The sequence below is a fragment of the Aeromonas bivalvium genome, assembly GCF_000819765.1.
In the GTDB taxonomy this organism is placed as follows: domain Bacteria; phylum Pseudomonadota; class Gammaproteobacteria; order Enterobacterales; family Aeromonadaceae; genus Aeromonas; species Aeromonas bivalvium.
Window position 1 is genome coordinate 259,946 of record NZ_CDBT01000008.1, and the last position, 23,957, is coordinate 283,902.

Sequence of the window (23,957 nt, forward strand, 5' to 3'; positions counted from 1 at the left end):
CATAAATGGAAATTATTCTGGGTGTGGTCATGTTCACCGTGATCCTGCTGGCCTTGGTGGCAGTCATTCTGTTCGCCAAGTCCAAGCTGGTGACCGCAGGTGACGTGACAATCAGCATCAACGGCGACCCGGCCAAGGCTGTCAGCAGCCCGGCGGGTGGCAAGCTGCTCGGCGTGCTGGCCGGCAGCGGTATCTTCGTCTCCTCCGCCTGCGGCGGCGGCGGCTCCTGCGGTCAGTGCAAGGTGCGGGTGAAATCCGGTGGCGGCGACATACTGCCGACCGAGCTGGATCACATCAGCAAGGGCGAGGCCCGTCACGGCGAGCGTCTGGCCTGCCAGGTGACGGTCCGTGCCGACATGGACATCGAACTGCCGGAAGAGATCTTCGGGGTGAAGAAGTGGGAATGTACCGTCATCTCCAATGACAACAAGGCCACCTTCATCAAGGAGCTCAAGCTGCAGATCCCCGATGGCGAGAGCGTCCCGTTCCGCGCCGGTGGTTATATCCAGATCGAAGCCCCGGCTCACCACGTCAAGTACAACACCTTCGATATTCCCGAGGAGTACCGTGGTGACTGGGATCGCTTCAAGATCTTCGATCTGGAGTCCACCGTGAAGGAGCCGATCATTCGTGCTTACTCCATGGCGAACTATCCGGAAGAGTTCGGCATCATCATGCTGAACGTGCGGATCGCGACCCCGCCGCCCAGCAACTGGACCGCCCCTCCCGGCCAGATGTCCTCCTACATCTTCAGCCTCAAGGCCGGAGACAAGGTGACCATCTCGGGTCCGTTCGGCGAGTTCTTCGCCAAGGACACCGACGCCGAGATGGTGTTCATCGGTGGTGGTGCCGGCATGGCGCCGATGCGTTCCCACATCTTCGACCAGCTGCGTCGCCTGAAGACTAATCGCAAGATGAGCTTCTGGTACGGTGCCCGTTCCAAGCGCGAGATGTTCTATGTCGAAGACTTCGACATGCTGGCCGCCGAGAACGACAACTTCCAGTGGCACGTCGCCCTGTCGGATCCGCAACCGGAAGACAACTGGGATGGCTACACCGGCTTCATCCACAACGTCTTGTTCGAGAACTACCTCAAGAACCACGAGGCGCCGGAAGATTGCGAGTTCTACATGTGTGGACCTCCCGTGATGAACGCGGCCGTCATCAACATGCTGAAAAACCTCGGCGTTGAAGACGAAAACATCCTCCTGGATGACTTTGGTGGTTAATCCATGCACAGTGTTGTAAAGACCTGGCTAGCCTTCGGGCTAGCCTTTTTCTTGGCGGGGTGCGGCCAGGAGAACGTCAAGACCCATCCGGAGATCCACATCACCGGCAGCACCATGGGCACCTACTACTCCATCAAGGTGGCGGACGATGCCATCCAGGACAAGGCCGGTTTCCAGGCCGAGGTCGATCGGCTGCTCGAGCGGGTGAACGATCAGATGTCCACCTACCGGCCCGAGTCCGAGCTGTCGCGTTTCAACCAGAGCCGTGACAACCGGCCCGTGGTGGTGTCCCGCGATACCGCCCGTGTGGTGACCGAGTCCCTCCATCTGGGTCGCGAGACCCGGGGCGCGCTGGACGTGACCGTGGGACCCCTGGTCAACCTGTGGGGCTTTGGCCCGGACAAGCGGCCGACCAAGGTGCCGTCCGACGAGCTGATCGCCCAGACCCGGCAGAAGACGGGCCTCGGCAATCTGCATGTGATCACCTCGGCCGATGCCGATACCCTGCAAAAGGACATCCCGGATCTCTATGTGGATCTCTCCTCGATCGCCAAGGGCTTTGGGGTGGACAAGGTGGCCGAGTACCTGGAAGCCAGGGGCTCGCGCAACTACCTGGTGGAGATAGGCGGCGAACTGCGCATCAATGGCGTCAACGGCAAGGGTCACCCCTGGCGCGTCGCCATCGAGAAGCCGACCGCCAATCTGGGCTCGGTACAGGAGGTGATCCAGGTCGGTGACAACGGGGTTGCCACCTCGGGGGATTATCGCAACTATTACGAGATGGATGGTCAGCGTTTCTCCCACACCATAGATCCCGCCACCGGCAAGCCCATTCACCATCGACTGGTGTCGGTGACAGTGGTGCATCCCTCCTGCATGACCGCAGATGGATTGGCCACGGCGCTGACCGTGATGGGGCCCGAGAAGGGCATGGCCTATGCCACCGAACAGGGGCTGGCCATCTTCATGGTGACCAAGACGGATGAAGGGTTCGAGGAGACTTACTCCCCCGCCTTCCAGCCATTTCTGACCCGCAATCAGGGGTAAGGATTGAATATGCAGATTTTTCTGATCACCTTCGGGGTGTTTCTGTTGGTGGTGGTCGGCATGGCCATCGGTTACATCTTCCAGAAGAAGAGCATCTCCGGCTCCTGTGGCGGCCTTGGCACCATAGGGATTGAGAAGGAGTGCGACTGTCCGGAACCCTGCGACAATCGCAAGCAGAAGATGGCCAAGGAAGAGGCTCGCCGCAAGATGCTGGAAGAGCACAGGATCATCTGATTGCCATCAGGCCATCCCCCGGGATGGCCTTGTTGGTTGCCGGGTTGCCGGGTTGCCGGGTTGCCGGGTTGCCGGGTTGGCGATGCAGCTCCTCTGCTGGCCACGTCAGTAGTCGTATTGGCTGCACCGTTTTTTCTGGTACTCCTGCTGCCAGCGGGCCAGCTCCTCTCGTGTGCCCAGGGTGTCTCCCCTGGCAATGCTCTGCTTGAGTATGAGTATCCTGTCGTGCAGCCAGCGGCACTCGGCGGTGGGATGCTGCTTGGCACTCACCAGCATGGGCCAGAGCAGCAAGCCCGCGACCAGCCCCCGATATCGCCATCCTCTCTTCATATCCCCTCCCGAATCTTCCCTTGTCGCGTCTTGCAGATTAGTGCAATGGCGTCAGTGCCTCCTCGGTGACCCCCTGAATGGGGTTGCCATGGCCTCCTGAGCCGCCCCCGCACGAGGGGAAGGAGTGGGGCCGCGTCTTGTGCAGATCCGGCATGGCATCCAGGGGCGCGCTGCGGTAGCATGGGATCATAAACTGTTTATTTGTACAGTGTCATGCGCAAGATCATTCACATCGATATGGATTGTTTCTTCGCTGCCGTCGAGATGCGCGAGAACCCGGCCCTGCGGGAGGTGCCGCTGGCCATCGGTGGCGCGGCGGACAGGCGGGGAGTCATCTCCACCTGCAACTATGTGGCGCGCCGCTTCGGGGTGCGTTCTGCCATGCCCACCGCCCTGGCGCGCAAGCTCTGTCCGCCCCTGGTGCTGCTGCCGGGGCGGATGGCCCTCTACAAGGAGACCTCGACCCGGATCCAGGCCATCTTCCACCGTTACACGGATCTGGTGGAGCCCCTCTCCCTGGATGAAGCCTATCTGGATGTGAGCGCCAGCCCCCACTGCGGCGGCAGCGCGACGCTGATGGCGATGGAAATCCGTGCCGCCATCGCCAGCGAGCTGGGGCTGACTGCCTCGGCCGGGGTGGCCCCCAACAAGTTTCTGGCCAAGCTCGCCTGCGAGCGGCGCAAACCGGACGGCCTCTTCGTCATCGCCCCCCAGGAGGTGGATGAGTTCGTGCGCAATCTGCCCCTTGGCAAGATCCCTGGGATAGGGCGCAAGACGGCGGAACGGCTCGAGTTGCAGGGGCTCTATCTGTGCGAGGATGCGCGCCAGCTCAGTGACGAGGAGCTCAAGGCACGCTTTGGCAAGCTGGGAGCCATGCTGGCCGAGCGGGTCTGGGGCCGTGACGACAGCCAGGTGCAGCCGACCCGGGTGCGCAAGACCATAGGGGTGGAGACCACCCTGGATGCGGATGTCCATGACGAGGCGGCCTGCTGGACCGTGCTCAGCCGGCTTATCCCCGAACTGGAGCTGCGCTTTGGCCAGCGTTGCCCACCCGAACAGATCATGGGGCAGGGGATCAAGCTCAAGTTTGCCGATTTCCAGCAGACCAGCGTCTATCGCAGCCACGGTGGCTATTCGGCCACCCTGTTCCACGATCTGCTCCATGAAGGGCTGCTGCGGGCGGAGGGTAAACCCATACGGCTCCTGGGATTGGTGGTGGGTCTGCCCAGGGAGGGGGAGGTGAACCAGCTCAGCCTGGATCTCGATACGGGTGGTTAAGTTTTTGTTGTTGCCACCGATAACCTGAAGACGACTGCACTAAAAGGATCTTTCGCATGTTTTCTCTCTCGGTCCAGGGGCGTATTACCCTGATTGCGGGTTGCTCCCTGTTGCTGTGTGCCGCCACCCTGGTGGTCTCTTCCCTCTACACCGGTTCGCGCATGCAAGATGAGGTGATGAGGTCCACCACCACGGAGGCCGAGCTCGCCGCCACCCGCTGGATGCAGGCCATGGGTTCCGAGCAGGCGGCCAGGATCACCAGCTATCTGGACGAAGCCTACTTCAGGACCACCCTGCTGGCCCAGAGCCTGCTGTTCCAGCGCCAGAACGCCGCCGACAACTTCACCCACTCCGAGGCGCTGCGGGGCGCCATCAACCAGCAGCTGCACAGTGCGGTCACCCACTCCCCGAATCTCATCGGCGCCTACGCCATCTTCGAGCCGGATCAACTGGATGGGGAAGATGCCAACTACCAGGGCTCGACCGAGCTGGGTTCCAACGACAAGGGGCGTTTCTCCAGCTACTGGGCCCATGTGGGGGACAAGGTGACCCTGGAGGTGATGGACGAGGCGACCCTCAAGGATGCCAGCCCGGATGCGTTCGGCACGCCCCAGAACGAGTGGTATCGCTGCAGCCTGCGGGAGCAGGCACTCTGTCTGCTCGAGCCCTATCTGGACGACGTGGGGGGCGAGCAGGTGCTGATGACCTCGGTCACCACGCCGCTGCGCGAAGAGGGAGCACTGCTTGGCATGGTCGGCATGGACATCTCCCTGGCCAGGTTGCAGACGCTGGTGGCCGAGATGGATCAGACCCTCTACCAGGGCCAGGGGCGCATCTTGCTGCTGAGCCAGGGGGGCCGGGTGGCGGGCGCCGCCGGGTTTGACATCAAGCCGGGGGAGGCGCCCGGTACCCGGGATCAGGCACTGCTGACCCAGATTGGCGACTGGCTGCGCCAGGGAGAGCCGCTCACCCAGTGGAGCCAGGATGGTGCCAGCCTGCAGAGCTTCATGCCGGTCGCCATGCGGGGCACTTCCCAGCGCTGGGGCATCTATATCGATCTGCCCCGCACCGTGGTGCTGGCCTCGGCCAACCAGCTGCAGGGAGAGCTGGCGGCCCAGGCCAGGAGCAGCGTCTGGTCTCAGCTCGGAGTCGGGGGTGCCATCACCCTGGGCGCCCTGCTGTTTATCTGGTGGATGGCCCATCGCATCGTGGCCCCCATCCGTGCCGTGGTGGCGCGACTCAAGGACATTGCCTCGGGGGAGGGGGATCTCACCCAGCGCATCGATATCCAGCGCAGCGACGAGATTGGCGAGCTGGCCGATGGTTTCAACGGTTTTCTCGACAAGCTGCAAGTCACCATAGGCGACATCATCACCACGGTGGGCGGCACCCGGGCCAGCGCCAGCGAGGCCGCTGTGGTGGCAGACAGCACCAGCGCGGGGATGCAGGCCCAGTACCAGGAGGTGGATCTGGTGGCGACGGCTTTCGAGGAACTCAGTGCCACCGCCCTGCAGGTCTCGGGCCATGCCAGGGCGGCGGTGGCGGCGGCCGATGAGGCCGACAGCGCCGCCCAGGAGGGCAAGTTCGTGGTGGCCGATACCCAGGAGGCCATGGCCAGGCTGATGGCGGTGATCAGCGAGGCCAAGCCGGAGGTGGAGCGACTGTCGGTCAACAGCGAGAACATCAACGACATCCTCACCGTGATCCAGAGCATCGCCGAGCAGACCAACCTGCTGGCCCTCAATGCCGCCATCGAGGCGGCGCGGGCCGGGGAGCAGGGGCGTGGCTTCGCTGTGGTGGCGGACGAGGTGCGCAACCTGGCCGGTCGTACCCAGAATGCCATCGTGGAGATCCAGGCTCTCATCCATCAGCTGCAATCGGGCACTCAAGGGGTGGTCAAGGCGATCATGAGCGGCCACAGTCAGGCGGATCTCACCCTGGGCAAGGTGGACTCCTCGGTGCGGGTGCTCGAGCAGATCATCTATGCGGTGGGCACCATACACCAGATGAACGAGCAGATAGCCAGGGCGGCGGGGGAACAGAGCGGGGTGGCCGACGAGATCAACCGTAACGTCAGCAACATTCGCGACGTGAGCCACCGTATTCGCGAGCAGGCGGCGAGTGCGGCCGAAAACAGCCGGGCCCTGGCCGCCCTGGCGGATCAACAGCAGCAACTGGTCGGTCAGTTCAAGGTGTGACGACGGCACCCCGGCGGTTCATGGGGTGCCAATCCATTATTTTTTCAACAAAAAAAGGCGCCATCCATAGGAGGCGCCAAACACATTCAGATGACAGACTGGGTCAAAGCCTTGCGGCCAAAACCCCTCTTCCCGCAGAGGAAGAAACACAACACCACAATCGGAAGCCGGCTCAAAAAGCACATGTGAACCACACGGAGCAGAAAAAGTGAGCCATATGACAACGGATTGCGGGGCGAATTATGTTTATTCGCTGGTCGGCCCGCAACCGACAAATTATAATGCCGTCCATTAGAAAAACTCATCGTTGGCTGGTGTCATGTCTCGTCGTTTACCCCCGCTCAATGCGCTCAAGGCTTTCGAAGCGGCGGCGCGCCACTTAAGTTTTACCCGGGCAGCCGAAGAGCTGTTCGTGACTCAGGCTGCCATCAGCCACCAGATCAAGGCACTGGAAGAGTACCTTGGCATCAAGCTGTTCCGGCGCAAGAACCGCTCCCTGCTGCTGACCGAGGAGGGGCAAGGCTACTTCCTCGACATCAAGGACATCTTCGCCTCCATCTCGGAGGCCACCGACAAGCTGCTGGCCCGCAGCGCCAAGGGGGCCCTCACCGTCTCCCTGCAGCCCAGCTTCGCCATCCAGTGGCTGGTGCCGCGGCTGGTGCGTTTCAGCGAGCGCCACCCCGACATAGACGTGCGGATCAAGGCGGTGGACATGGACGAGGGGGCGCTCACCGACGACGTGGACGTGGCCATCTATTACGGTCGCGGCAACTGGCCGGGGCTGCGCTGTGACAAGCTGCACACCGAGTACCTGATCCCCGTCTGCTCCCCCCTGCTGCTGACCGGCCCCAAGCCGCTGCGCACCCCGGAGGATCTGACCCGTCACACCCTGCTGCACGACACCTCCCGTCGCGACTGGAAGGCCTGGTTTCGCCAGCTCGACATCGATGCGCCCAACGTCAACCAGGGACCCATCTTCAGCCACTCCACCATGGTGATCCAGGCGGCGATCCACGGTCAGGGGGTGGCGCTCGGCCACAGCGTGCTGGCTCAGCCTGAAATCGAGGCGGGCCGTCTCATCTGTCCGTTCGAGCAGGTGCTGGTGAGCAAGAATGCCTTCTACCTGGTGTGTCAGGAACAGCAGGCGGATCAGGGCAAGATAGTGGCGTTTCGCGACTGGATGCTGGAGCTGGTGGAACAGGAAGAGGCCCGCCGCCGGGCGAGGCTGGCCGATGCCTGATCTGATCCGGGAGGGGGCGGCGGACGCCCCGGTGCGTATCCTGCTGGCCCATGGCGCCGGTGCCGGCATGGAGCACAGCTTCCTGGCCGAGCTGTCCCGACTGCTGGCGGGGCCGGAGATAGAGGTGGTGCGCTTCAACTTTCCCTACATGAGCAAGCGGGCCCAGGACGGCAGGCGCAGACCGCCGGACCGGCAGCCGGTCTTGCTGGACCATTGGCGCCAGATGGTACAGCAGTTCGCCCATCCCAGGCTCTATCTGGCCGGCAAATCCATGGGGGGGCGGATGGCGGCCGAGATAGCCGATGAGGTGAATGCTGCAGGATTGCTCGTTCTCGGGTATCCTTTCCACCCTCCCGCCAAGCCCGATGCCTGGCGCGGCGAGGTGCTCAAGACGATCGCGACGCCAACCCTGCTGCTGCAAGGGGAGCGCGACAGCTTCGGCAGTCGCCTCGAGCTGGCCGATTTTCCCTTCTGTGCCCGGGTCGATGTGCGCTGGCTGACCGATGGCGATCACGGTTTCAAGCCGCGCAAGGCAAGCGGTTTGACCGAGTCGGACAACCTGGCGCAGGCGGCGGCCCACATCAGGGCCTTCATCGGGGCAGGGGCCATCTGATCCGTTTTCCCTGTCGAGAAGGAGTGTCTGGATGCGAACTCATCCTGTCTGGTTGGTGCTCGCGGGCCTGTTTGGCCTGACGGCGACCATGCTGGGGGCCTATGGTGCCCATGGCCTGGCGGCGAGCGGTGTCACGCCGGCCAAGCTGGCGGCCTATCAGAGCGCGGTCAACTATCAGTTCTTTCATGCCCTGGCCCTGCTGATGCTGGGCTGGTGTGCACCGCGCCGCCGTGCCGTGACGGTGGCGGGCGTTGCGTTCACGCTGGGGATCCTGGGATTCTCCGGCAGTATTTATGCCATGGTGCTGCTTGGCAGCAAGGGGCTGGGGCTTGTGACCCCGGCCGGTGGCCTCTGTTTTATGTTGGGATGGACCGCCCTTGTCTGGGTGGGCTGTCGTCTTGGAGGAAAAAATGAATAATCTGCTGCTTTATTGCCGCCCCGGTTTTGAGAAAGAGGCGGCGGCAGAGATCACCGAGCGTGCCAGTAACATGCAATGCTACGGTTTCGCCCGGGTCAAGGACGACAGCGGTTACGTGATATACGAGTTGTATGACGAGGAGCAGGCCGATCTGCTGGCGCGAAAGCTGCCGTTCCGTGAGCTTATCTTCATCCGTCAGATGCTGGTGGTGACCCACGAGCTGAAGGATCTGGACGTGGCGGATCGGATCTCCCCCATCATCGAAGCTGCACGTGACTACACCATCTGTGGCGATCTGCGGGTGGAAACCGCCGACACCAATGAGGCGAAAGAGCTGTCGGCCTTCTGCCGCAAGTTCACCGTCCCCTTGCGCCAGGCCCTGCGCAGCAACGAGATCCTGACCAAGAAGGAGACAGGCAACCGCCCCGTGTTCCACGCCTTCTTCATGGCCAACGATCACCTGCTGCTGGGCTACTCCTACTCCTTCAACAACTCCGAATTCCACATGGGCATACCGCGCCTGCGCTGCCCGGCCGATGCGCCGAGCCGCTCCAGCCTGAAGCTGGAAGAGGCCTTCTATGTGTTCGTGCCCAAGGAGGAGTGGAGCCGTCGTCTCACCTCCGGCATGAAGGCGGTGGATCTGGGGGCCTGCCCCGGCGGCTGGACCTATCAGCTGGTGCGTCGCGGCATGATGGTGACTGCGGTGGACAACGGCATGATGGCCCCATCCCTGATGGAGACGGGCCAGGTCAAGCATGTTCGTGATGACGGTTTCGTCTGGCGGCCCGGCAAGAAGAACATCTACTGGCTGGTGTGCGACATGGTGGAGAAGCCGGCGCGGGTGACCCACATGATCGCGGACTGGTTCCGGGAAGGGGACTGTCAGGAGGCCATGTTCAACCTCAAGCTGCCGATGAAGAAGCGCTATGCCGAGGCGGTGCACAACATAGAGGTGCTGCGTGACCTGCTCAGGCAGATCGACAACGCCTTCGTGATCCAGGCCAAGCAGCTCTACCACGACAGGGAAGAGATCACGGTACATGTCTACAACAAGTACTGGGTCTCCAAGCTCGAAGAGAAGATCTGACGGCGACACCCTGAAAAGACAGAAACAAGCAGACCGGCGCGAGCCGGTCTGCTTTTTGGGGCAGGGGGAGCAAGCTAGAACTTGTAGTCAAAGCGCAGGGAAGACTCGTCATCGGTGACCTTGAGCTCGACTTGCAGCGGGATCGTCTTGTCGGTCGGGTTGAACTGCACCTTGACCCCGTCACCCCGCAACTTGACCGCCGTGTTCATGCCGCCCGCCTTGAACTTGATCTTGGGCTTGTAATTCTCGAAGGCGAGGCTGACGCTCTTTTCCGGCGTCAGATTGAGCTTCTGGTAGTGGGTGATGGTCTGGTTGCCTAGGTTGTCCGTGGTGATCTCGACGCCAAAGGAGAGGGGTTTGGGGGCTTTCAACAGGTCATTGGTGTCCAGACTGGATTGCCAGGTCTGAGTGGGGGTTTGTGGGGGGGCCTCTTTCCAGGCTCGCTGCGCGACGGGTCTGTCGATGGCCATTACCCCGCTGCTTATCAATAGCAGCATCAGCATAGCTCGCATGTCGGATCTCCTTATCCTTGGTCTATTGAACATAGTTGCCATTGGGACAAGGGGAAAGCGGTGAGTCTGATAAAACAAAGGGAGCCGAAGCTCCCTTTTTAAATCAATGGATTAAATCATTTACAGCCGGGCAATGATGGCCTGGGTGAACTGGTCGGTAGAGGCGCTGCCCCCCAGATCCCGGGTTACACATTCGCCCGCTTCTATGGTGGCGCGCACCGCCTCGCGGATCCGCTCTGCCTTGTCCTGCATGCCGAGGTATTCCAGCATCTGGATGGCGGCGAGGATGACGGAGGTGGGGTTGGCGATGTTCTTGCCCGCGATGTCAGGCGCTGAGCCGTGGACCGCCTCGAAGATGGCCGCCCCTTCGCCTATGTTGGCGCCCGGGGCCATGCCTAAGCCCCCCACCAGGCCGGCGCACAGATCCGAGAGGATGTCGCCAAACAGGTTGGTGGTGACCATCACATCGAACCGCTCCGGGTACATCACCAGGTTCATGCAGGCGGCGTCGACTATCATCTCCTCGCTCTGGATGTCCGGGTAGCGGGCGGCGACTTCCCGGGCCACTTCCAGGAACAGGCCCGAGGTGGATTTGAGGATGTTGGCCTTGTGGACCGCGGTGACCTTCTTGCGACCCTCCTTGCGGGCCAGCTCGTAGGCGAAGGTGACGATGCGCTCGGCCCCATCCCGAGTGATGATGCTCATCGCCTCGGCGCTGTTGTTGTCGTCGCTGCGCTTCTGGCCTGCCCCCGAATACATGCCTTCGGTGTTTTCCCGCACCGTGATGATGTCGATGTTGTCGTAGCGGCTCTTGGTGCCCTTGAAGGAGATGACGGGGCGAACGTTGGCGTAGAGATGGAATCGCTTGCGCAGGGAGACGTTGATGGAGGTGAAGCCGCCGCCGACCGGGGTGGTGAGCGGCCCTTTCAGGCTGATCTTGTTCTTTTCAATCAGATCGAGCGTGGACTGGGGCAGCAACTCGCCATGTTTCTCGAGGGCCACCAGGCCCGCATCGGCGTATTCATATTCGAAGTCGCAGCCGGCATGGGTCAGGATCTGGATGGCGGATTCGATGATGCTGGGGCCTATGCCGTCGCCCGGGATGACGGTGATCTTGGTTTTTGACATGAAACGTATCCACTTCTAGGGAACAGAGGAGGGGGGAGGATTCGGCGGTTTTTATATCATTTTTACCCTAATCCCACCATGTTTCTTTACATTCTACCGGTTTTCCTCAACAGCGAAGGTGAGCGCCGTCATGATTGCGCCGACGCGGATCAGCGAGGCGTATAGCGGATCTCCTGCAGGTTGAAGCCCAGGGGAATGTCGAGCCTCAGTCGCACCAGTGTCTGGGCGAGTCTGGCATTTTCGGCCTGGGCCAGCACCTTTTGCAGGGGCTTGCTGGCTTCCTCGATGGCCACTGCCAGCATGCCGTCCAGGCTGCCGTATTGCTGCAGCAGCTGGGTCGCGCCCTTGGGGCCTATGCCCGCCACCCCCTTGATGCTGGAGCCAGCCACCCCGGTCAGGGCCCAGAAATCGACGAGCTGGTCCGGGGCGACCCCATAGTGCTGCTGGACGAAGGCGGCATCGAGCCAGCGCTTGTTGAAGTAGTCGCGCACCTGGATCCCGGGGCCTATCAGCTGGCAGAACCCCTTGTCGGTGGAGATGATGGTGGCCCTGTGGCCGTGGCGGGCGATGCCGCAGGCCAGGGTGGCCACCAGATCATCGGCCTCGTCCGTCTGGGAGAGCAGGGCATCGATGCCGCACTCCCAGAAGGCATCCTGCAGGCTGGCCAGCCCGGCCTTGAGTTCGGGGGGCATGGGGCTGCGCCCCGCCTTGTAGTCAGGATAGAGCCCCTTGCGCCAGCCTGGCACCTCACCATCGAGCTCACTATCAAATACGGCGATGACATGGGTTGGCGCCGCCCCCGCCAGCAGCTTGCGGCTGGTGTTGACCAGGTTGGCCCGGGTGGCGAGCAGTGCCTGCTCCGGGCTCAGCGCTTGCTGGGCCTGTACCGCATGGAGGCGGCGGATGAGGTTGAGGGCATCGATGATCAGCAGATGAGACTTGGGCGACATGGTGGCGGTGCGCTTTCTCCAAGGGCCGGCTCGGGGAGCGGCGGGGTGTGGCGCTGGCGCGCGGGAATGGCGCCATTGTAACAAGGGAGGGGCGCCATTGCGCCCCTCCCGTCACGGGGTGATGCTCCTTGTCCTAGCGCACTATCTCGTAGCAGGGCACATACTGGCTGCCCGGCAGCTTCATGCGCTGCTGCTTGACGAAGCTCTCCAGCAGCTTGTCCATCAGCACCATCAGCTCCTTGTCGCCGTGCAGCTTGAAGGGGCCGTGCTGCTCGATGGCATGGAGCCCCGCCTCCTTGACGTTGCCCGCCACTATGCCGGAGAAGGCGCGGCGCAGGTGCGCCGCCAGCTGCTGCGGCGCCTGGTTGCGGTGCAGATCCAGGCTGGCCATGTTGGCGTGGTTGGGCTCGAAGGGCAGCTGGAAGTCGGGCTCTATCTTGAGGGACCAGTTGAAGGAGTAGGCATCCCCCACCGACTTGCGGTACTCGCGAATGCGCGGCATGGCCTCCTTCATGGTGCGGGCCACCTCGGGGGCATCTCCCACTATGATGCGATAGAGGCTGGTGGCCGGCTCTCCCAGGGTCGCCTTGATGAAGTCGTCGATGGCGCGGAAGTAGTCGGCGCTCTCCTTGGGCCCGGTCAGTACGATGGGGATGGGTTGGCGCTCGTTGGCCGGGTGCATCATGATGCCGAGCAGGTAGAGCAGCTCCTCCGCGGTGCCGACCCCGCCCGGGAAGATGATGATGCCGTGGCCCAGGCGCACGAACGCCTCGAGCCGCTTCTCTATGTCCGGCAGTATCACCAGCTCGTTGACGATGGGGTTGGGAGGTTCGGCCGCTATGATGGAGGGCTCGGTCAGGCCTATGTAGCGGCCATCGCGCACCCGCTGCTTGGCATGGCCCACGGCGGCCCCCTTCATGGGCCCCTCCATGGCGCCCGGGCCGCAGCCGGTGCAGATGTTGAGCTCGCGCAGGCCCAGCTCGCTGCCCACCGCGCGGGTGTACTGGTATTCCGTCTCGTTGATGGAGTGACCGCCCCAGCACACCACCAGGTTGGGATCCGCCCCCGGGTGGATCGCCTTGGCGTTGCGCAAGATGGAGAAGACCAGGTTGGAGATGTGGCTCGGGCTGGTCAGATCCACCAGGCGGTTGGCTTCTATCTGGTTGGAAACATAGAGGATGTCGCGCAGTACCGAGAAGAGATGCTCCTGGATGCCGCGGATGATGTCGCCATCGACGAAGGCGTGCTCAGGTGCGTTGAACAGTTCCAGCTTGACCCCGCGCTCGCGCCGGATCACATGAATGTCGAATGATTTGAAACGCTCCAGAATCTCCTTGGAGCTGTCGGTGTGGCTGCCCGAATTCAGTACCGCCAGCGAGCAGTTGCGAAACAGTTGATAGATATCGCTGGAGGCCGTCTGCTTGAGTCTGTCGACTTCGAGCTGGGACAGCAGGTCCATGCTGCCCACGGGATTGATGTGCGTGATCATGATCTTCCCCTTCTCGCTCAGTTGTTATCGTTCTCTCTTTCCCTGGGGATAGAGGGGATGCCTTTGGGCATCCCTCTCGCCTGATAGTAGAGCCAACGGATGGGGGAGGGGAATAGGGGCGGGTGCGACTGCCGTTTTTTTGAGCGGCTGCGAAGGGGGCCGGCGAGCCGGCCCCCCCTTCACGGTGGGCATCAGCCCAGGTCGGTGTTGACCCTGTCGCGGCCAGCGTGCTTGGAGCCATAGAGCGCCTTGTCCGCCCGCTCGAATGCGTCGGAGGGTTGATCCCCCTCCTTGAACAGGGTGGCACCGATGGAGATGGTGATCTCGACCCTGGCATCGCGAAAACGGAACGGAATGCTCTTGATCGCCTTGCGCAGGTTCTCGAGAGGGGTTTCGAACTTGTCCGGATTGACGTTGGGCAGCAGCACCACGAACTCCTCGCCGCCGAAGCGGGCGATGAAGTCGGTATCGCGCAGGGATTTTTGCAGCGCCTTGGCGACCACCTTGAGCGCCTTGTCCCCCGCCATGTGGCCGTAGTTGTCATTGATCCCCTTGAAGTGATCTATGTCGATGATGGCCAGGCACAGGGGGGTGCGATAGCGCAGCCAGCGCTTGTATTCCAGCTCGAGCCGCTCATCCAGGGCCGCCCGGTTGTGGACCTGGGTCAGGCTGTCGAGGAACAGCTTGTGCTTCTGGATGGTGAGGCGCTTCTTGTACTCCGCCGTCTCCTCCTTCATCAGCCGCAGCTTGGCCTCCATGGTGGAGAGGCGGGTGATGAGGTGCAGCTCGCGGGCCGTCATGGCCTCGCGCTCCTTGAGCAGCAGGCCGATGGCGGCCATGTGGTCGCTGATGGCCTGCTTGAGCGCCTCCGAGGAGTGGTGGCGGGTCAGGGTGTCATCGATGGCCTGGACCTCGTTGTCCAGGGCCTGGCGGCTGGTCTGGCTTGCCTGCTGCAAGGCCCGCCCTTCATCCAGGGATTCGGTGAAGTTGAAATGGACCGAGGAGAGGCTCTCGTTGAGGGCGGTCAGGAAGGCGCGCGAGCTCTTGCGCTCCTCGCGGGTGCCCTCGATGATGAGCTGGATCACCTGCAGGCAGGACTCTGCCAGCAGGGAGGGATCCATCCCCATCAGCAGCTGGCGGCGGATCTCTCCCAGGCTCTCCCCCACGGCGCCGGCAAAATCGAGCTCGGTGATGAGGCGCTGCAGCTCGTCGGCGATGCGGTTGTAGACCTTGACGTCGAGGCTGGCGGCCTCGTCCGTTTCCTGGGTCACGCCATTGGCCCCCTTGTCGGCGGAGGTGCCATAAGGGGGGAGAGGCTGGCTGGGCAGCAGCTGGATCTTGATGGCCTGCTGGTAGAACTCCAGCAGCTGGGCGACCCGGCGCTGATGGTCGCTGAGGCCATAGCCGTTGGGGGCGGCCAGGAAGGCCTTGAGGGACTTGCGGGTCTCCTCCGGGAATCCCTTGAGGGACTTGAGCTGCCGGGAACCGAGTTCGATGGCGCTGGCGGTCAGGGTAATAGACTCTTCCAGGGCCGTACTGTGCTGTTGCAGCAGCTTCTCGATGGCGGCGAGGTCGTTGTCCAGGCTGGTCAGGGAGGGTTGTCCCTCCAGCTTCTGCTTGAGACGGGCGAGCTTGTTGTCGAGTTCGCGATCATGGCCGCGGCAGGCCTGCATCAGCTTGGCGATAAACTGGATGCTGCGGCTGCGCTCGGCCTGGCTGCAGAGCACAGTTTCATCGAGCTCGAGTTGCTTGTGCTGGAGCGACTCCCTGAGTCTGGCCAGTTGCCCTGCTACGGCAGTGATGTCATTCATTGTTCAGGCTGCCCTGTTTGTTGTTATTGTCCATGGAGGTGGGATAGTCCTCTGTGGGCGAGGCCGACTCAGATCCCCAGCGATCCGCTATCTTGTCATCGATCATCTGCGCCTCTCGTCCGTGACAGGCCAGGCCAGTTGATCCACTGTTTGTCGTGAGAAGAGTTTACTTTTACCAATCCCTTGTCAATCGCCATCAGGCAGCATTGCCACACGTCACCGTTAAAAAACGCCGCCTGTTGGCAGTCGATCGCCGCCAGTTCCAGCCAGGCGCTCTGATTGGCTCGCTCGCTGAGCTGGGTCGCGCCCGCCAGGGCCAGGTAGCAGAGGTCGAACAGACCGAGGTGATCGAGGGCGCTGGCGGCCTTGGGCAGGAAGGGGTGGCTGACGATGCCAAGGCTGATGCGGCGATCCAGGGGCTGATCGCAGGGGAAGGCGGCGAGTTGTTCCAGCAGCTGCCTGGCCAGCTGATGCAGCTGGGCGACGTGGCGCTGGGGCACCACATAGAGCAGATGCCCCTCGCGCAGGTCATAGATGCGGCCATCGGTGGGGGTCAGCCCGGCCACATAGTCGCCAAAGGCGCTCTCTATCTCCCGTGCCAGCTGATAGCCGTGGCGTTCCAGGTTGTTGGCCAGGAAGGGAACCCGGAACAGCAGGTAGTGCAGCTTGTCGTCGAACTCCCCCTCGGTCAGCTCATTGAGGTACCAGCGCTCCGATTTTTGCTGGCGCTTGGCCATCTCCCTGGGCCAGCGATTCATCAGGCGCTGCCAGTTGGCCAGGCCGCTGCGGGGTTCAATCAGCATGGCTTCGCCGAGAAAACGCGCCTGCTGGCGGGCACTCTTGAGCCGCAGCCAGAGGGTGAAGAAGAGGTAGATGAAGAAGGCGAGCAGTAGGCCCGAGATGACGCTCGACCAGAGGTAGCGTTCCTGCTGGTGGCGACTGTGATCCAGGCTCAGCTCCAGGGCCTTGATCTGCTGCTCCCGCTCGATCTGGCTGTAGTTGTCGCGGATCGCCTCCTGCTCCAGATCCACCTGCTGCTGGTTGATCCGCTCGCTCAGCTGGTGGAAGCGCTTGTAACTCTCCAGGGCCTGTTGCAGGTAGCCCTTCTGCTCATAGGCCAGGGAGAGCAGGCGGTAGATCTCGAGCTGGCGGCGCACGTCGTCTATCTGATTGGCCAGCTCCTGGGCCCCCTCCAGCTGCAGGATGGCGATGGCCGCCTCCTTCTGCTTGAGGTGCAGCTCCCCGAGCAGCAGCAGGGTATCGATCAGGGGCTCCTTGTCATCTCCCGCCCTGTGCGCCTGGCGGGCGGCGCTGAGATAGCTGCGGGCCAGGGGCAGGTTGCCGCTTTGCAGATAGGTCTTGCCTATCTCGTACTTGAGCTGGGCGACCCGGGTACGCTGGCTCCCTTCGTCCAGCAGATCCAGGGCATTGAAGAAGTAGACCAGGGCCATGTTCATGTCGCCCTGGTTGCGGTTGAGACTCGCCAGCACGCTCAGGGCCTGGCTGAGCAGTATGGGGTTGCCGAGGGCGTGAAAGTAGTTGGTGGCCTCGTTGGCGTATTGCAGCGCCTTATGGGGCTCCTGCTCCTCCTGATAGAGGTTCACTATCTGGTTGGCGAGCAGGCCGAGGAAGAGGGGGTCGGCCAGGGGTCTGGCCTGTTGCTGGGCCGAGATGTAGTCGCCAAGGGCCAGTTGCGGCTGACCGAGGGCATGATAGAGGTCGCCGCTGACGGCATCGATCCAGGCCAGGGCCCTGATGTCGCCGGTGGCGTTTGCCCACTGCCGCGCCTCGGTGATCCGCTGCTTGGCCTCCTCGAACTGATGGGCCTGGATCTGATCGGTGGCGCGCAGCAGTCGGCTGTAGACCTGCAGTGGACTGTTCTGGAGTGTCCGCTCGTCGAGCAGGCGGGAGAGCTGGGCGCGCAGGGGGGCATTGTCCTGACCGGCTCCCAGCAGGTTCTGGTTGCGCAGCATCAGATAGAGGCTCTGGGCCTGCAGCTCTGGTTGCTGCTCCTTGCTGGCCAGGGTCAGGGCCTGCTGCAGGTCCTGCTGGGCCAGCTGGTATTGACCGAGCTGGATCAGGCACTCCCCCTTGAGCAGGTGGGCACCGGTGGCCTGGGCTATGGTGCCGAAGGTGAGCATGGGTTCGCGGTAGCCATAGTCCTGGCGACTATTGATGATCTGCTTGGGATTGTTGGCCGTGCGGACCAGGAAGGCGGAGGTGATCTGTACGCATCTGGCCGGATCGCTTTGCACCAGGGTCTGAGCCTGCTGGAGATCGATAGACAATTGATCCTTGGTCAGGTCCACGCTGGGAGCCGACAGGGAGGACATCATCATTGCCAGAAAAAACAGTTGATTCATGGTATTGAGGGCCGCACGGGGGTGAGGGCATGTTATCCAAGCCCCCCCCCGTGAGTCCAGAGTTTACTGACAGATATGATACCGGTGTCATTGCCGTCAGCGTCCCCCTGCTTACTGCCGGATCAGGCGCAGGTTCTCGGCGGGTGCTTCCCAGTCGCTGCGAAACGGGTTGATGTCCAGGCCACCACGGCGGGTATAGCGGGCGTAGACGGTCAGCTGGCTCGGGCGGCAGAAGTGTTTGAGGTCGGTGAAGATCCGCTCGATGCACTGCTCGTGGAACTCGTTGTGCTGGCGAAACGAGATGAGATAGCGCAGCAGCTTCTCCCGATCCAGGCGCGGACCGCGATAGCGGATCACAACAGAGCCCCAGTCTGGCTGGTGGGTGACCAGGCAGTTGGACTTGAGCAGGTGGCTGTGCAGCGTCTCCTCCACCTCCTCGTCCCCGGCGGCGCCCGCCAGCAGGCCGGCATCAAATTCATACTCGTCCACCTCGATATCGAGGTCATCGATGCACTCCCCGGGCAGAGTGGCTATCCGGTGCGGCGCCTGTTCCAGGGGGAAGAGGGTGACCGCCACCGGGGCGCCGGCGCAGGCGCTCAGATCCTGGGTCAGCAGGTCGCGCACCGCCGCCATGCTGGCGCAACGGGTCTGGTTGAAGGAGTTGAGGTAGAGCTTGAACGACTTGGATTCGATGAGGTTCGCGCTGCTGGCGGGCACGCTCACCTCTCCCAGGGCCACCATGGGTTTGCCCTTGTCATTGAGCCAGGAGAGCTCGTACAGGGTCCAGATGTCTGAGCCCTGGAACGGCAGGGGATCCGGCAGGGCGAGGTCGTCACGGTTGAGGCTGCGGGGCACGGGTTGCAGCAGCGCCGGGCTGTACTGGCTGATATAGGCGGACTGCTGGCCCAGGCTCAGGCCCTGCAGGGCTGCGGCATCCTGGTATCTGTCTTGTTTGCTCATGGGATTGATGGTGCAATGGCGAATGTTGTCGCTAATTGTGAGGAATTTCGATGCCGGATCAAGTCTTGTCTGCCCTGACGCACTTTTTGTTGCGCTGGCAGCGGGAGGGGGAGGCGCGGCGCGGGCTGCCTCTGTGCCAGTGGGAGGCGGACTGGCGCTCCCCCTGCGAGCTGGGGGAGCCCAGCGGGGGACAGGTCGCCTGGCGGCCCCATGTTCGCCCCGAGCCCGCCGATTTCAGCGCCATGGAGGCGGCCCTCGAGCTGACCCTGCATCCGAGCGCCAGGCTCTGGTTCGGTCTGGGGTTCAGCCGGCCGCTGCCTTGCCTGTTCAAGGGGTTGCGCCTCGAATTGATCCTGCCCTGGAACGAGCAGGATCTCGACTTGCTGCGGGAGAACCTGATAGGCCACCTGCTGATGCTGCGCAAGCTGAAGCGGACCCCGTCGCTGTTTATCGCCACCACCCGCAACGAGATGACCCTCATCTCCCTGGACAATGAGACAGGCCAGGTGTGGCTGGAGTGGCTCGACTCGGGCCGCCGCCTCGCGCTGGCGCCCTCCCTGCCCGCTTTCCTTGCCCGGCTGGAAATCTTGCCTCACTGAGAGGTGTTCTGAATGAAGGGGGTCGTGTGAAGTGACTTTGGGGGAGAAGGGGCTTTCGCCCTGCCTGCTTTGCTCGCCCGGCTGGAGACCCGGCCCCATCGAGGGGTAATGTGACATCGCCTGAAACGAGAAGGGCCTGGCCGCCATGGCCAGGCCCTTCTGCCATCTGCTTATTGCTGGCGCCCCTCAGTCCTTGAAATCCCAGGAGAGGTTGGAGACGAGTCGACAAGGATCGCACTTGAAGTCGAAGATCTCGTGCAGGGGGGCCTGGAGTGCCCAGTCAGCGCCGCAGCCCGGGCAGGGGCGCGCACGCTCCTCGGCGCCGCTCAGGCCGCCGACCCGATAGAGGTAGTAGTAGACGGGAATGCCGGTCAGGGCCTCGAGCCGCTGGCACAGATCCCGGCCGCGCCGGGCGAGGCGGCTGTCCGTCTCCCCTATTTCGTGCAGGGCCGCGTGTTCGGCGATGGAGCCGTTCATCTGCAGCTGATCGCAGGCCTCCCAATCCTCCTGCCACTTGATGACTTGCTTGTGATCGCCGTTGGCGAGTGCGGGCAGCCGATAGAGGGGGACGGGGGCGAAGTGATCGCCGCAGCGCACCGGCGAGCAGCTGTGGAGGAAGCTGGTATAGAGCAGCAGCCAGCCGGGGCGGGCTTCGCCCTGGGGGCAGGGATCCGTGCTGTCGGAGAGCAGATCCATCCCTTGCAGTTGCAATTTGGGGGCCAGCAGACCGGCCTGGTGCAGCCTCTGCTCGGCCAGGGTCACCAGCTCGCTCTGGTTGTCCGGGTGCAGGCTGTCCTGCTCGGGGCAGACCACCCGGCTGATGAAATGACCATCGTGGATGCTGGTGGGAAACTCCCGGCCCAGGATCTGGCCCTGATAGCGCAGCATGTCGAGGTAGTTGACGATGGCGTCCTCGGCCTCGCCGAGGGAAGTGTCGCGATAGCATTCGAAGGTGAGTTCGAGAATATACATGGTGGATGCTGGGCCTGATTTAGCGGGGCTGGGTCATGAGGGCAAGGAGGTGGTCCAGCTTCTGTTCGAGCCGCGCCAGCCGATCGCTCAGGCTCTGCAGGCTGGGGCCGTCCGCCTCCGGGGTGGCCGAGTCCGACTGCGCGCAAGGCGCCTGAACCTGCGTCTCCTGTGCCGGTTCAGCCTGGGGCGCCTTGAGCTGGGCCTGCTTCCACTGGCTGAGGCCCTTGAGCAACTCGGCCATGGGGATGGGCTGGCTCAGCCGCGCCTTGATCATGGCGGTGGTAGGACTGATGCCGCGGGCCTTGAGCTCGCTGGCAATCTGATGTATTTCGCTGGACGACATGAGGGCTCCTCTGGAGTCTTGGCCGGGGCGGCCCCTGGGCCGGGTTGGTGCGGGGCGGTTGACGCAGGCAGGGTAAGTCATGGGCTGGCGCTTGTCACTGCCCCGGCGAGCCCGGGGTCATTGGCGCAGCATCACATCGAGCTGATCTATGGTCTCGCTCCAGGCGGCATCATCGCGCAGGGATTCGCGCAGAAAGCTGGCCTGGGACGCATTCCAGAAGGGGGCGTCCGCCAGCGCCATGCCATCGCGCAGGGTATGGCTGTCGATGAAGCGGCGCAGGCTGTCGGCATCGTTGGGCAGCCCCAGCTGGGCAAAGAGGGCGGGCATGTCGTGTACCATGGGGTCCATCTTTCTTCTCCTTGGTGCAAATGCCTAGATTATAGCCGCCCCCTGCCTCGCTTCGTCCGGCGCCCCTTTCATCACTGGCGCTATCCCTCGCTCGGCAGCCGGTGGGGGGGCAGCTCGACCCCGGCTATCTTGAGCCCCTGCATGGTGAGGGTGCCAAGGTAGTGGCTCTCGCCATCGCTGCTGAATTCGAACTGGTAGCAGGTGAGCAGGCGCAGGGGGCGATGGGCCAGCTGCCGATGGCTGCGGGCCACCGACAGCAGTTGCAGCTGATGCTGCTGGCAGTAGCGCCTCAGGTATTGCCAGGCCAGTTCGGCCTGACGACGCTGGTGCCAGAAGGCGGATGCCAGCACAACCAGCAGCAGGATCCAGAGCAGTTCTTCCATGATGGGCTCCTTGCGGTCAGCCTGCCTTGAACAGGCGGCCGATGGCGCGGCTGACCGCCTCGCTTCGGGTCGGGCTGCGCAGGGTGGCGAGCACCTGAGGCCGCAACAGGGGCAGGGTGACCAGCTCGGCAAAGACCTGATTGAAGAAGGGGGTCGGCTGTTCGGCCAGTCGCTCGAGGAAGAGATCGAGCAGGGCGGGATCTTGCAGGTCCGGCCAGAGCCGGCCGGCGATGGCGAGCAGCAGGCTGGGGCTGGGGTGAGTCTCCAGCAGGGTCAACAGCTTGTTGATGCGCTGGCCGTTGCTGGCGGTGGCGGCGAAGGCGCGACACAGATAGGCCAGGGTCTCGGGATTGGGATGAGCCGACTCCTGCTCCCGGGCGATGCGCTCGAGCAGTGCCCCTTGCAGGGCAGGGGGCAGGGGGGCGCTCTCCAGGCTCTGGCACAGGGCGTGCAATGGCGCCTCGGGCAGGCGCGCCATGGCCTTGCACACCAGGGCCAGGTTGCTCTCCTGTTGCAGGCGCTCGGCGAGATCGGCAAAGCCCTGCAGGCCCAGCTGCTGCCAGCCCTCTTCACTGGGGGCGGCCAGATAGTGGCACAGAGCCTGATAGTAGCCGGAGGGCGCCTGTTCGAGCTGGCATCCCAGCTTGGCGTGCAGGCTGGCCATCTTGGCCTCGGCCGGGCGGAAGGTGTAGGGGTTGTCTGCCAACCGCTTGGCGGTGGCATCGTCCAGCTCGCCGGTCAGCTTGTAGCCCAGGGTCTCGACCACCAGATCCATGAAGTGCTTGGGACCGGCGCTGACGAGCAGACCCCGCTCATCGAGGGCAAACTTGAGGAACCAGAGGTAGTGTTTCTCCTCGGCACGCTGGAAGAAGTGCACCGCGAGCCAGGCGTGTTGCTGCAGGGGCCAGGGGTAGGGGATGGCTTGCTGTTCGACGCGCACGAACTCGGCGCTGTCGAGGGGGCGCACCTGGCGGCCCAGATCGAACAGTTGGAACTGGGTATCGGCCTGGGTCAGGAATTCGGTCAGGGTGTTGATGGCGGTCATGGTATGAAGAGGCTGATGGGTCATGGCCCCCGATTATAAGGAGCCGGCACCAGATAGCCAGCGGCGTGGCCCCTGCCTAACCGTGGCGAGATTGTGTATAGTGGCGCCCCTTTGTGTATCCCAGCCGACGGATCTGCCCCTGCCCGACAGTTGTTGATGGCATCCGGCAGCGGATGCGACCGGCCGGGCTATCCCTGATGGTATCTGGCGGCCGATGCGACCGGCCCGATTGAGCGAGGCTCCCGGCCTTGAGGAGTAGATGATGAACAAGTATCTGTTGGTGGCTGGCCTGCTGGGCGAGCTGAGCGCCGAGTTGCAACGTCTGGATCGCTGGCAGAGCGACCACCCGGGGGAAGAGGCGCTGGCCAGCACGCTGCCGTTTTGCGTCGATACCCTGAGCTTCGATCAGTGGCTGCAGTTCGTGCTGATCCCGCGCATGGAGCAGCTGGTCATGTTGCAGGCTCCCCTGCCCGCCAATGTCTCCCTCTATCCCATGGCGAGCGAGAGCTACAAGGAGAACCTGGCGGAAGTGGCCGACCTGCTGCGGCTTATCGCCCGCTTCGATCTGCTGCTCTCCGGCAAGGTGGTGGAAAAATGAGTGAGCCCCTGCCCCCTGGCTCCGAGCCCGGGGAAGATGCGCTGGCGCCGACCCTGCTCTATCAGGATGACTGGCTGGTGGCGGTCAACAAGCCCTCCGGCCTGCTGGTGCACCGCAGCTGGCTCGACAAGGGCGAGACCCGTTTCGCCATGCAGATGACCCGGGATCTCATCGGGGGTCGTCACGTCTATCCAGTGCATCGGCTCGATCGGCCGACCTCGGGCGTGCTGCTCTTTGCCCTGAGCCCCGAGGTGGCCCGCAGCCTGACCGAGGCATTTGCCGGGCGGCGGGTGCACAAGGAGTATCTGGCGCTGGTGCGGGGCTGGGCCCCGGCCCGCGGGCTCATCGATTATCCCCTCAAGGAGCAGCTGGACAAGATAGCCGATGCCTTCGCCGATCCGGACAAGCCCGCCCAGGAGGCGGTGACCAGTTTCAGCCGGCTGCATCAGGTGGAGCTGCCCCATGCGGTGTCCAAGAAGCACGCCACCAGTCGCTACAGCCTGGTGCGCCTGGCGCCCCACACCGGCCGCAAGCATCAGCTGCGCCGCCATCTCGACCACCTGTTCCACCCCATCGTCGGGGACACCACCCATGGCGATGGCCGCCACAATCGCTTCTTTCGAGAGCATTTTGACTGCCAGCGCCTGCTGCTGGTGGCGCGCACCCTGAGCTTCGAGCACCCTGTGCTCAAGGTGCCGATGCGGATCCAGGCCCCCCTCGGCGCCGAGCTGCTGAGCCTGTTCGCCAGGTTGGGATGGCCCGCCAGCGAGAGTGATTACTGA

The 23,957-nt window shown here is 63.2% G+C and carries 26 protein-coding genes; 12 read left to right on the forward strand and 14 right to left on the reverse strand.

What is annotated here, in order from left to right:
* The first annotated feature begins 5 nt into the window (after positions 1 to 5).
* The 3 genes from nqrF to nqrM are packed head-to-tail and all read left to right on the forward strand — an operon-like array spanning position 6 to position 2,510.
* Positions 6 to 1,229: an NADH:ubiquinone reductase (Na(+)-transporting) subunit F gene (nqrF, locus tag BN1119_RS02310; RefSeq protein ID WP_041993268.1), complete on the forward strand. Its 1,224-nt coding sequence runs from the start codon at positions 6 to 8 to the stop codon at positions 1,227 to 1,229.
* Positions 1,230 to 1,232: 3 nt separating this feature from the next.
* Entirely contained in the window at positions 1,233 to 2,276 is a 1,044-nt protein-coding gene (locus BN1119_RS02315) for an FAD:protein FMN transferase (RefSeq protein WP_041993272.1), read from the forward strand.
* Positions 2,277 to 2,285: 9 nt separating this feature from the next.
* The gene (gene nqrM / locus BN1119_RS02320) at positions 2,286 to 2,510 is read left to right on the forward strand and encodes a (Na+)-NQR maturation NqrM (RefSeq protein WP_041993275.1); all 225 of its coding nucleotides are present in this window, start codon (positions 2,286 to 2,288) and stop codon (positions 2,508 to 2,510) included.
* 105 nt (positions 2,511 to 2,615) lie between these two features.
* Here the strand turns inward: nqrM and BN1119_RS02325 are convergent, their stop codons facing one another.
* Both BN1119_RS02325 and BN1119_RS20340 read right to left on the reverse strand, forming a co-directional pair.
* Positions 2,616 to 2,840: a hypothetical protein gene (locus tag BN1119_RS02325; protein ID WP_041993277.1), complete on the reverse strand. Its 225-nt coding sequence runs from the start codon at positions 2,838 to 2,840 to the stop codon at positions 2,616 to 2,618.
* A gap of 37 nt (positions 2,841 to 2,877) precedes the next feature.
* A complete protein-coding gene (locus BN1119_RS20340) occupies positions 2,878 to 3,030 on the reverse strand; it encodes a hypothetical protein (protein WP_157438604.1) in 153 nt (50 codons plus the stop codon).
* A gap of 23 nt (positions 3,031 to 3,053) precedes the next feature.
* Between BN1119_RS20340 and dinB the strand changes: the two genes are divergently transcribed.
* From dinB to rlmM, 6 genes are all read left to right on the forward strand, one after another.
* Complete coding sequence (gene dinB, locus BN1119_RS02330) at positions 3,054 to 4,118, forward strand: DNA polymerase IV (RefSeq protein WP_041993280.1); 1,065 nt, start codon at positions 3,054 to 3,056, stop codon at positions 4,116 to 4,118.
* Positions 4,119 to 4,174: 56 nt separating this feature from the next.
* Positions 4,175 to 6,316 (forward strand): methyl-accepting chemotaxis protein, encoded by a 2,142-nt coding sequence (locus BN1119_RS02335; protein WP_041993285.1) that lies wholly within the window; start codon positions 4,175 to 4,177, stop codon positions 6,314 to 6,316.
* Between the two features lie 319 nt (positions 6,317 to 6,635).
* Positions 6,636 to 7,556: a transcriptional regulator GcvA gene (locus tag BN1119_RS02340; protein ID WP_005893350.1), complete on the forward strand. Its 921-nt coding sequence runs from the start codon at positions 6,636 to 6,638 to the stop codon at positions 7,554 to 7,556.
* The gene (locus BN1119_RS02345) at positions 7,549 to 8,169 is read left to right on the forward strand and encodes an alpha/beta fold hydrolase (protein ID WP_041993291.1); all 621 of its coding nucleotides are present in this window, start codon (positions 7,549 to 7,551) and stop codon (positions 8,167 to 8,169) included. The genes BN1119_RS02340 and BN1119_RS02345 overlap by 8 nt, the downstream gene beginning before the upstream one ends.
* 31 nt (positions 8,170 to 8,200) lie before the next feature.
* Positions 8,201 to 8,587 carry a DUF423 domain-containing protein gene (locus BN1119_RS02350; RefSeq protein ID WP_041993294.1) on the forward strand — a complete coding sequence of 129 codons (387 nt, stop codon included), beginning with the start codon at positions 8,201 to 8,203 and terminating at the stop codon, positions 8,585 to 8,587.
* Positions 8,580 to 9,674: a 23S rRNA (cytidine(2498)-2'-O)-methyltransferase RlmM gene (gene rlmM / locus BN1119_RS02355; protein WP_041993297.1), complete on the forward strand. Its 1,095-nt coding sequence runs from the start codon at positions 8,580 to 8,582 to the stop codon at positions 9,672 to 9,674. Before BN1119_RS02350 ends, rlmM begins: the two co-directional genes overlap by 8 nt.
* A gap of 74 nt (positions 9,675 to 9,748) precedes the next feature.
* Here the strand turns inward: rlmM and BN1119_RS02360 are convergent, their stop codons facing one another.
* From BN1119_RS02360 to queF, 7 genes are all read right to left on the reverse strand, one after another.
* On the reverse strand, positions 9,749 to 10,186 hold the full coding sequence (locus tag BN1119_RS02360; RefSeq protein WP_041993300.1) for a hypothetical protein: 438 nt from the start codon (positions 10,184 to 10,186) through the stop codon (positions 9,749 to 9,751).
* Positions 10,187 to 10,306: 120 nt separating this feature from the next.
* Entirely contained in the window at positions 10,307 to 11,314 is a 1,008-nt protein-coding gene (locus tag BN1119_RS02365; protein ID WP_041993303.1) for an isocitrate dehydrogenase, read from the reverse strand.
* Between the two features lie 149 nt (positions 11,315 to 11,463).
* Positions 11,464 to 12,264 carry a flap endonuclease Xni gene (gene xni / locus BN1119_RS02370; protein WP_041993304.1) on the reverse strand — a complete coding sequence of 267 codons (801 nt, stop codon included), beginning with the start codon at positions 12,262 to 12,264 and terminating at the stop codon, positions 11,464 to 11,466.
* Between the two features lie 133 nt (positions 12,265 to 12,397).
* On the reverse strand, positions 12,398 to 13,753 hold the full coding sequence (ppnN, locus tag BN1119_RS02375) for a nucleotide 5'-monophosphate nucleosidase PpnN (protein WP_041993307.1): 1,356 nt from the start codon (positions 13,751 to 13,753) through the stop codon (positions 12,398 to 12,400).
* A gap of 191 nt (positions 13,754 to 13,944) precedes the next feature.
* Positions 13,945 to 15,564, reverse strand: a complete 1,620-nt coding sequence (locus tag BN1119_RS02380; protein ID WP_041993310.1) for a GGDEF domain-containing protein — start codon at positions 15,562 to 15,564, stop codon at positions 13,945 to 13,947.
* 95 nt (positions 15,565 to 15,659) lie between these two features.
* The gene (locus BN1119_RS02385; protein ID WP_041993314.1) at positions 15,660 to 17,927 is read right to left on the reverse strand and encodes a hypothetical protein; all 2,268 of its coding nucleotides are present in this window, start codon (positions 17,925 to 17,927) and stop codon (positions 15,660 to 15,662) included.
* A gap of 111 nt (positions 17,928 to 18,038) precedes the next feature.
* A complete protein-coding gene (gene queF, locus BN1119_RS02390; RefSeq protein ID WP_041993316.1) occupies positions 18,039 to 18,887 on the reverse strand; it encodes an NADPH-dependent 7-cyano-7-deazaguanine reductase QueF in 849 nt (282 codons plus the stop codon).
* 50 nt (positions 18,888 to 18,937) lie between these two features.
* Between queF and syd the strand changes: the two genes are divergently transcribed.
* Positions 18,938 to 19,486 carry a SecY-interacting protein gene (syd, locus tag BN1119_RS02395; RefSeq protein WP_041993319.1) on the forward strand — a complete coding sequence of 183 codons (549 nt, stop codon included), beginning with the start codon at positions 18,938 to 18,940 and terminating at the stop codon, positions 19,484 to 19,486.
* Positions 19,487 to 19,672: 186 nt separating this feature from the next.
* On the opposite strand, the gene BN1119_RS02400 is transcribed toward syd, so the two are convergent.
* The 5 genes from BN1119_RS02400 to BN1119_RS02420 all read right to left on the reverse strand — a co-directional run bounded on the left by BN1119_RS02400 (position 19,673) and on the right by BN1119_RS02420 (position 22,577).
* Entirely contained in the window at positions 19,673 to 20,458 is a 786-nt protein-coding gene (locus BN1119_RS02400; RefSeq protein WP_041993323.1) for a Zn-ribbon-containing protein, read from the reverse strand.
* A gap of 19 nt (positions 20,459 to 20,477) precedes the next feature.
* Complete coding sequence (locus BN1119_RS02405) at positions 20,478 to 20,801, reverse strand: hypothetical protein (RefSeq protein ID WP_041993326.1); 324 nt, start codon at positions 20,799 to 20,801, stop codon at positions 20,478 to 20,480.
* Positions 20,802 to 20,918: 117 nt separating this feature from the next.
* On the reverse strand, positions 20,919 to 21,149 hold the full coding sequence (locus BN1119_RS02410) for a DUF2789 domain-containing protein (protein WP_041993329.1): 231 nt from the start codon (positions 21,147 to 21,149) through the stop codon (positions 20,919 to 20,921).
* An 80-nt stretch (positions 21,150 to 21,229) separates the two neighbouring features.
* The gene (locus tag BN1119_RS02415) at positions 21,230 to 21,532 is read right to left on the reverse strand and encodes a DUF3301 domain-containing protein (protein ID WP_041993332.1); all 303 of its coding nucleotides are present in this window, start codon (positions 21,530 to 21,532) and stop codon (positions 21,230 to 21,232) included.
* 16 nt (positions 21,533 to 21,548) lie between these two features.
* Positions 21,549 to 22,577 (reverse strand): DUF3549 family protein, encoded by a 1,029-nt coding sequence (locus BN1119_RS02420; protein ID WP_041993334.1) that lies wholly within the window; start codon positions 22,575 to 22,577, stop codon positions 21,549 to 21,551.
* A 262-nt stretch (positions 22,578 to 22,839) separates the two neighbouring features.
* Here BN1119_RS02420 and BN1119_RS02425 point away from each other — a divergent pair, with 262 nt between their 5' ends.
* Both BN1119_RS02425 and truC read left to right on the forward strand, forming a co-directional pair.
* Positions 22,840 to 23,175: a YqcC family protein gene (locus BN1119_RS02425; RefSeq protein WP_041993337.1), complete on the forward strand. Its 336-nt coding sequence runs from the start codon at positions 22,840 to 22,842 to the stop codon at positions 23,173 to 23,175.
* Positions 23,172 to 23,957: a tRNA pseudouridine(65) synthase TruC gene (truC, locus tag BN1119_RS02430; protein WP_041993341.1), complete on the forward strand. Its 786-nt coding sequence runs from the start codon at positions 23,172 to 23,174 to the stop codon at positions 23,955 to 23,957. The genes BN1119_RS02425 and truC overlap by 4 nt, the downstream gene beginning before the upstream one ends.

Excerpts from the sequence above, each read along its gene's own strand:
- BN1119_RS02340 (WP_005893350.1), top strand. The coding sequence starts at position 6,636 with ATGTCTCGTCGTTTACCCCCGCTCAATGCGCTCAAGGCTTTCGAAGCG.
- BN1119_RS02345 (WP_041993291.1), top strand. The coding sequence starts at position 7,549 with ATGCCTGATCTGATCCGGGAGGGGGCGGCGGACGCCCCGGTGCGTATC.
- xni (WP_041993304.1), bottom strand. The coding sequence starts at position 12,264 with ATGTCGCCCAAGTCTCATCTGCTGATCATCGATGCCCTCAACCTCATC.
- BN1119_RS02365 (WP_041993303.1), bottom strand. The coding sequence starts at position 11,314 with ATGTCAAAAACCAAGATCACCGTCATCCCGGGCGACGGCATAGGCCCC.
- BN1119_RS02385 (WP_041993314.1), bottom strand. The coding sequence starts at position 17,927 with ATGAATCAACTGTTTTTTCTGGCAATGATGATGTCCTCCCTGTCGGCT.
- BN1119_RS02315 (WP_041993272.1), top strand. The coding sequence starts at position 1,233 with ATGCACAGTGTTGTAAAGACCTGGCTAGCCTTCGGGCTAGCCTTTTTC.
- BN1119_RS02420 (WP_041993334.1), bottom strand. The coding sequence starts at position 22,577 with ATGACCGCCATCAACACCCTGACCGAATTCCTGACCCAGGCCGATACC.
- BN1119_RS02405 (WP_041993326.1), bottom strand. The coding sequence starts at position 20,801 with ATGTCGTCCAGCGAAATACATCAGATTGCCAGCGAGCTCAAGGCCCGC.
- BN1119_RS02425 (WP_041993337.1), top strand. The coding sequence starts at position 22,840 with ATGAACAAGTATCTGTTGGTGGCTGGCCTGCTGGGCGAGCTGAGCGCC.
- nqrM (WP_041993275.1), top strand. The coding sequence starts at position 2,286 with ATGCAGATTTTTCTGATCACCTTCGGGGTGTTTCTGTTGGTGGTGGTC.
- truC (WP_041993341.1), top strand. The coding sequence starts at position 23,172 with ATGAGTGAGCCCCTGCCCCCTGGCTCCGAGCCCGGGGAAGATGCGCTG.
- nqrF (WP_041993268.1), top strand. The coding sequence starts at position 6 with ATGGAAATTATTCTGGGTGTGGTCATGTTCACCGTGATCCTGCTGGCC.
- BN1119_RS02400 (WP_041993323.1), bottom strand. The coding sequence starts at position 20,458 with ATGTATATTCTCGAACTCACCTTCGAATGCTATCGCGACACTTCCCTC.
- BN1119_RS02410 (WP_041993329.1), bottom strand. The coding sequence starts at position 21,149 with ATGGACCCCATGGTACACGACATGCCCGCCCTCTTTGCCCAGCTGGGG.
- BN1119_RS02325 (WP_041993277.1), bottom strand. The coding sequence starts at position 2,840 with ATGAAGAGAGGATGGCGATATCGGGGGCTGGTCGCGGGCTTGCTGCTC.
- dinB (WP_041993280.1), top strand. The coding sequence starts at position 3,054 with ATGCGCAAGATCATTCACATCGATATGGATTGTTTCTTCGCTGCCGTC.
- BN1119_RS02335 (WP_041993285.1), top strand. The coding sequence starts at position 4,175 with ATGTTTTCTCTCTCGGTCCAGGGGCGTATTACCCTGATTGCGGGTTGC.
- BN1119_RS02415 (WP_041993332.1), bottom strand. The coding sequence starts at position 21,532 with ATGGAAGAACTGCTCTGGATCCTGCTGCTGGTTGTGCTGGCATCCGCC.
- BN1119_RS02360 (WP_041993300.1), bottom strand. The coding sequence starts at position 10,186 with ATGCGAGCTATGCTGATGCTGCTATTGATAAGCAGCGGGGTAATGGCC.
- BN1119_RS02350 (WP_041993294.1), top strand. The coding sequence starts at position 8,201 with ATGCGAACTCATCCTGTCTGGTTGGTGCTCGCGGGCCTGTTTGGCCTG.
- BN1119_RS02380 (WP_041993310.1), bottom strand. The coding sequence starts at position 15,564 with ATGAATGACATCACTGCCGTAGCAGGGCAACTGGCCAGACTCAGGGAG.
- ppnN (WP_041993307.1), bottom strand. The coding sequence starts at position 13,753 with ATGATCACGCACATCAATCCCGTGGGCAGCATGGACCTGCTGTCCCAG.
- BN1119_RS20340 (WP_157438604.1), bottom strand. The coding sequence starts at position 3,030 with ATGATCCCATGCTACCGCAGCGCGCCCCTGGATGCCATGCCGGATCTG.
- queF (WP_041993316.1), bottom strand. The coding sequence starts at position 18,887 with ATGAGCAAACAAGACAGATACCAGGATGCCGCAGCCCTGCAGGGCCTG.
- rlmM (WP_041993297.1), top strand. The coding sequence starts at position 8,580 with ATGAATAATCTGCTGCTTTATTGCCGCCCCGGTTTTGAGAAAGAGGCG.
- syd (WP_041993319.1), top strand. The coding sequence starts at position 18,938 with ATGCCGGATCAAGTCTTGTCTGCCCTGACGCACTTTTTGTTGCGCTGG.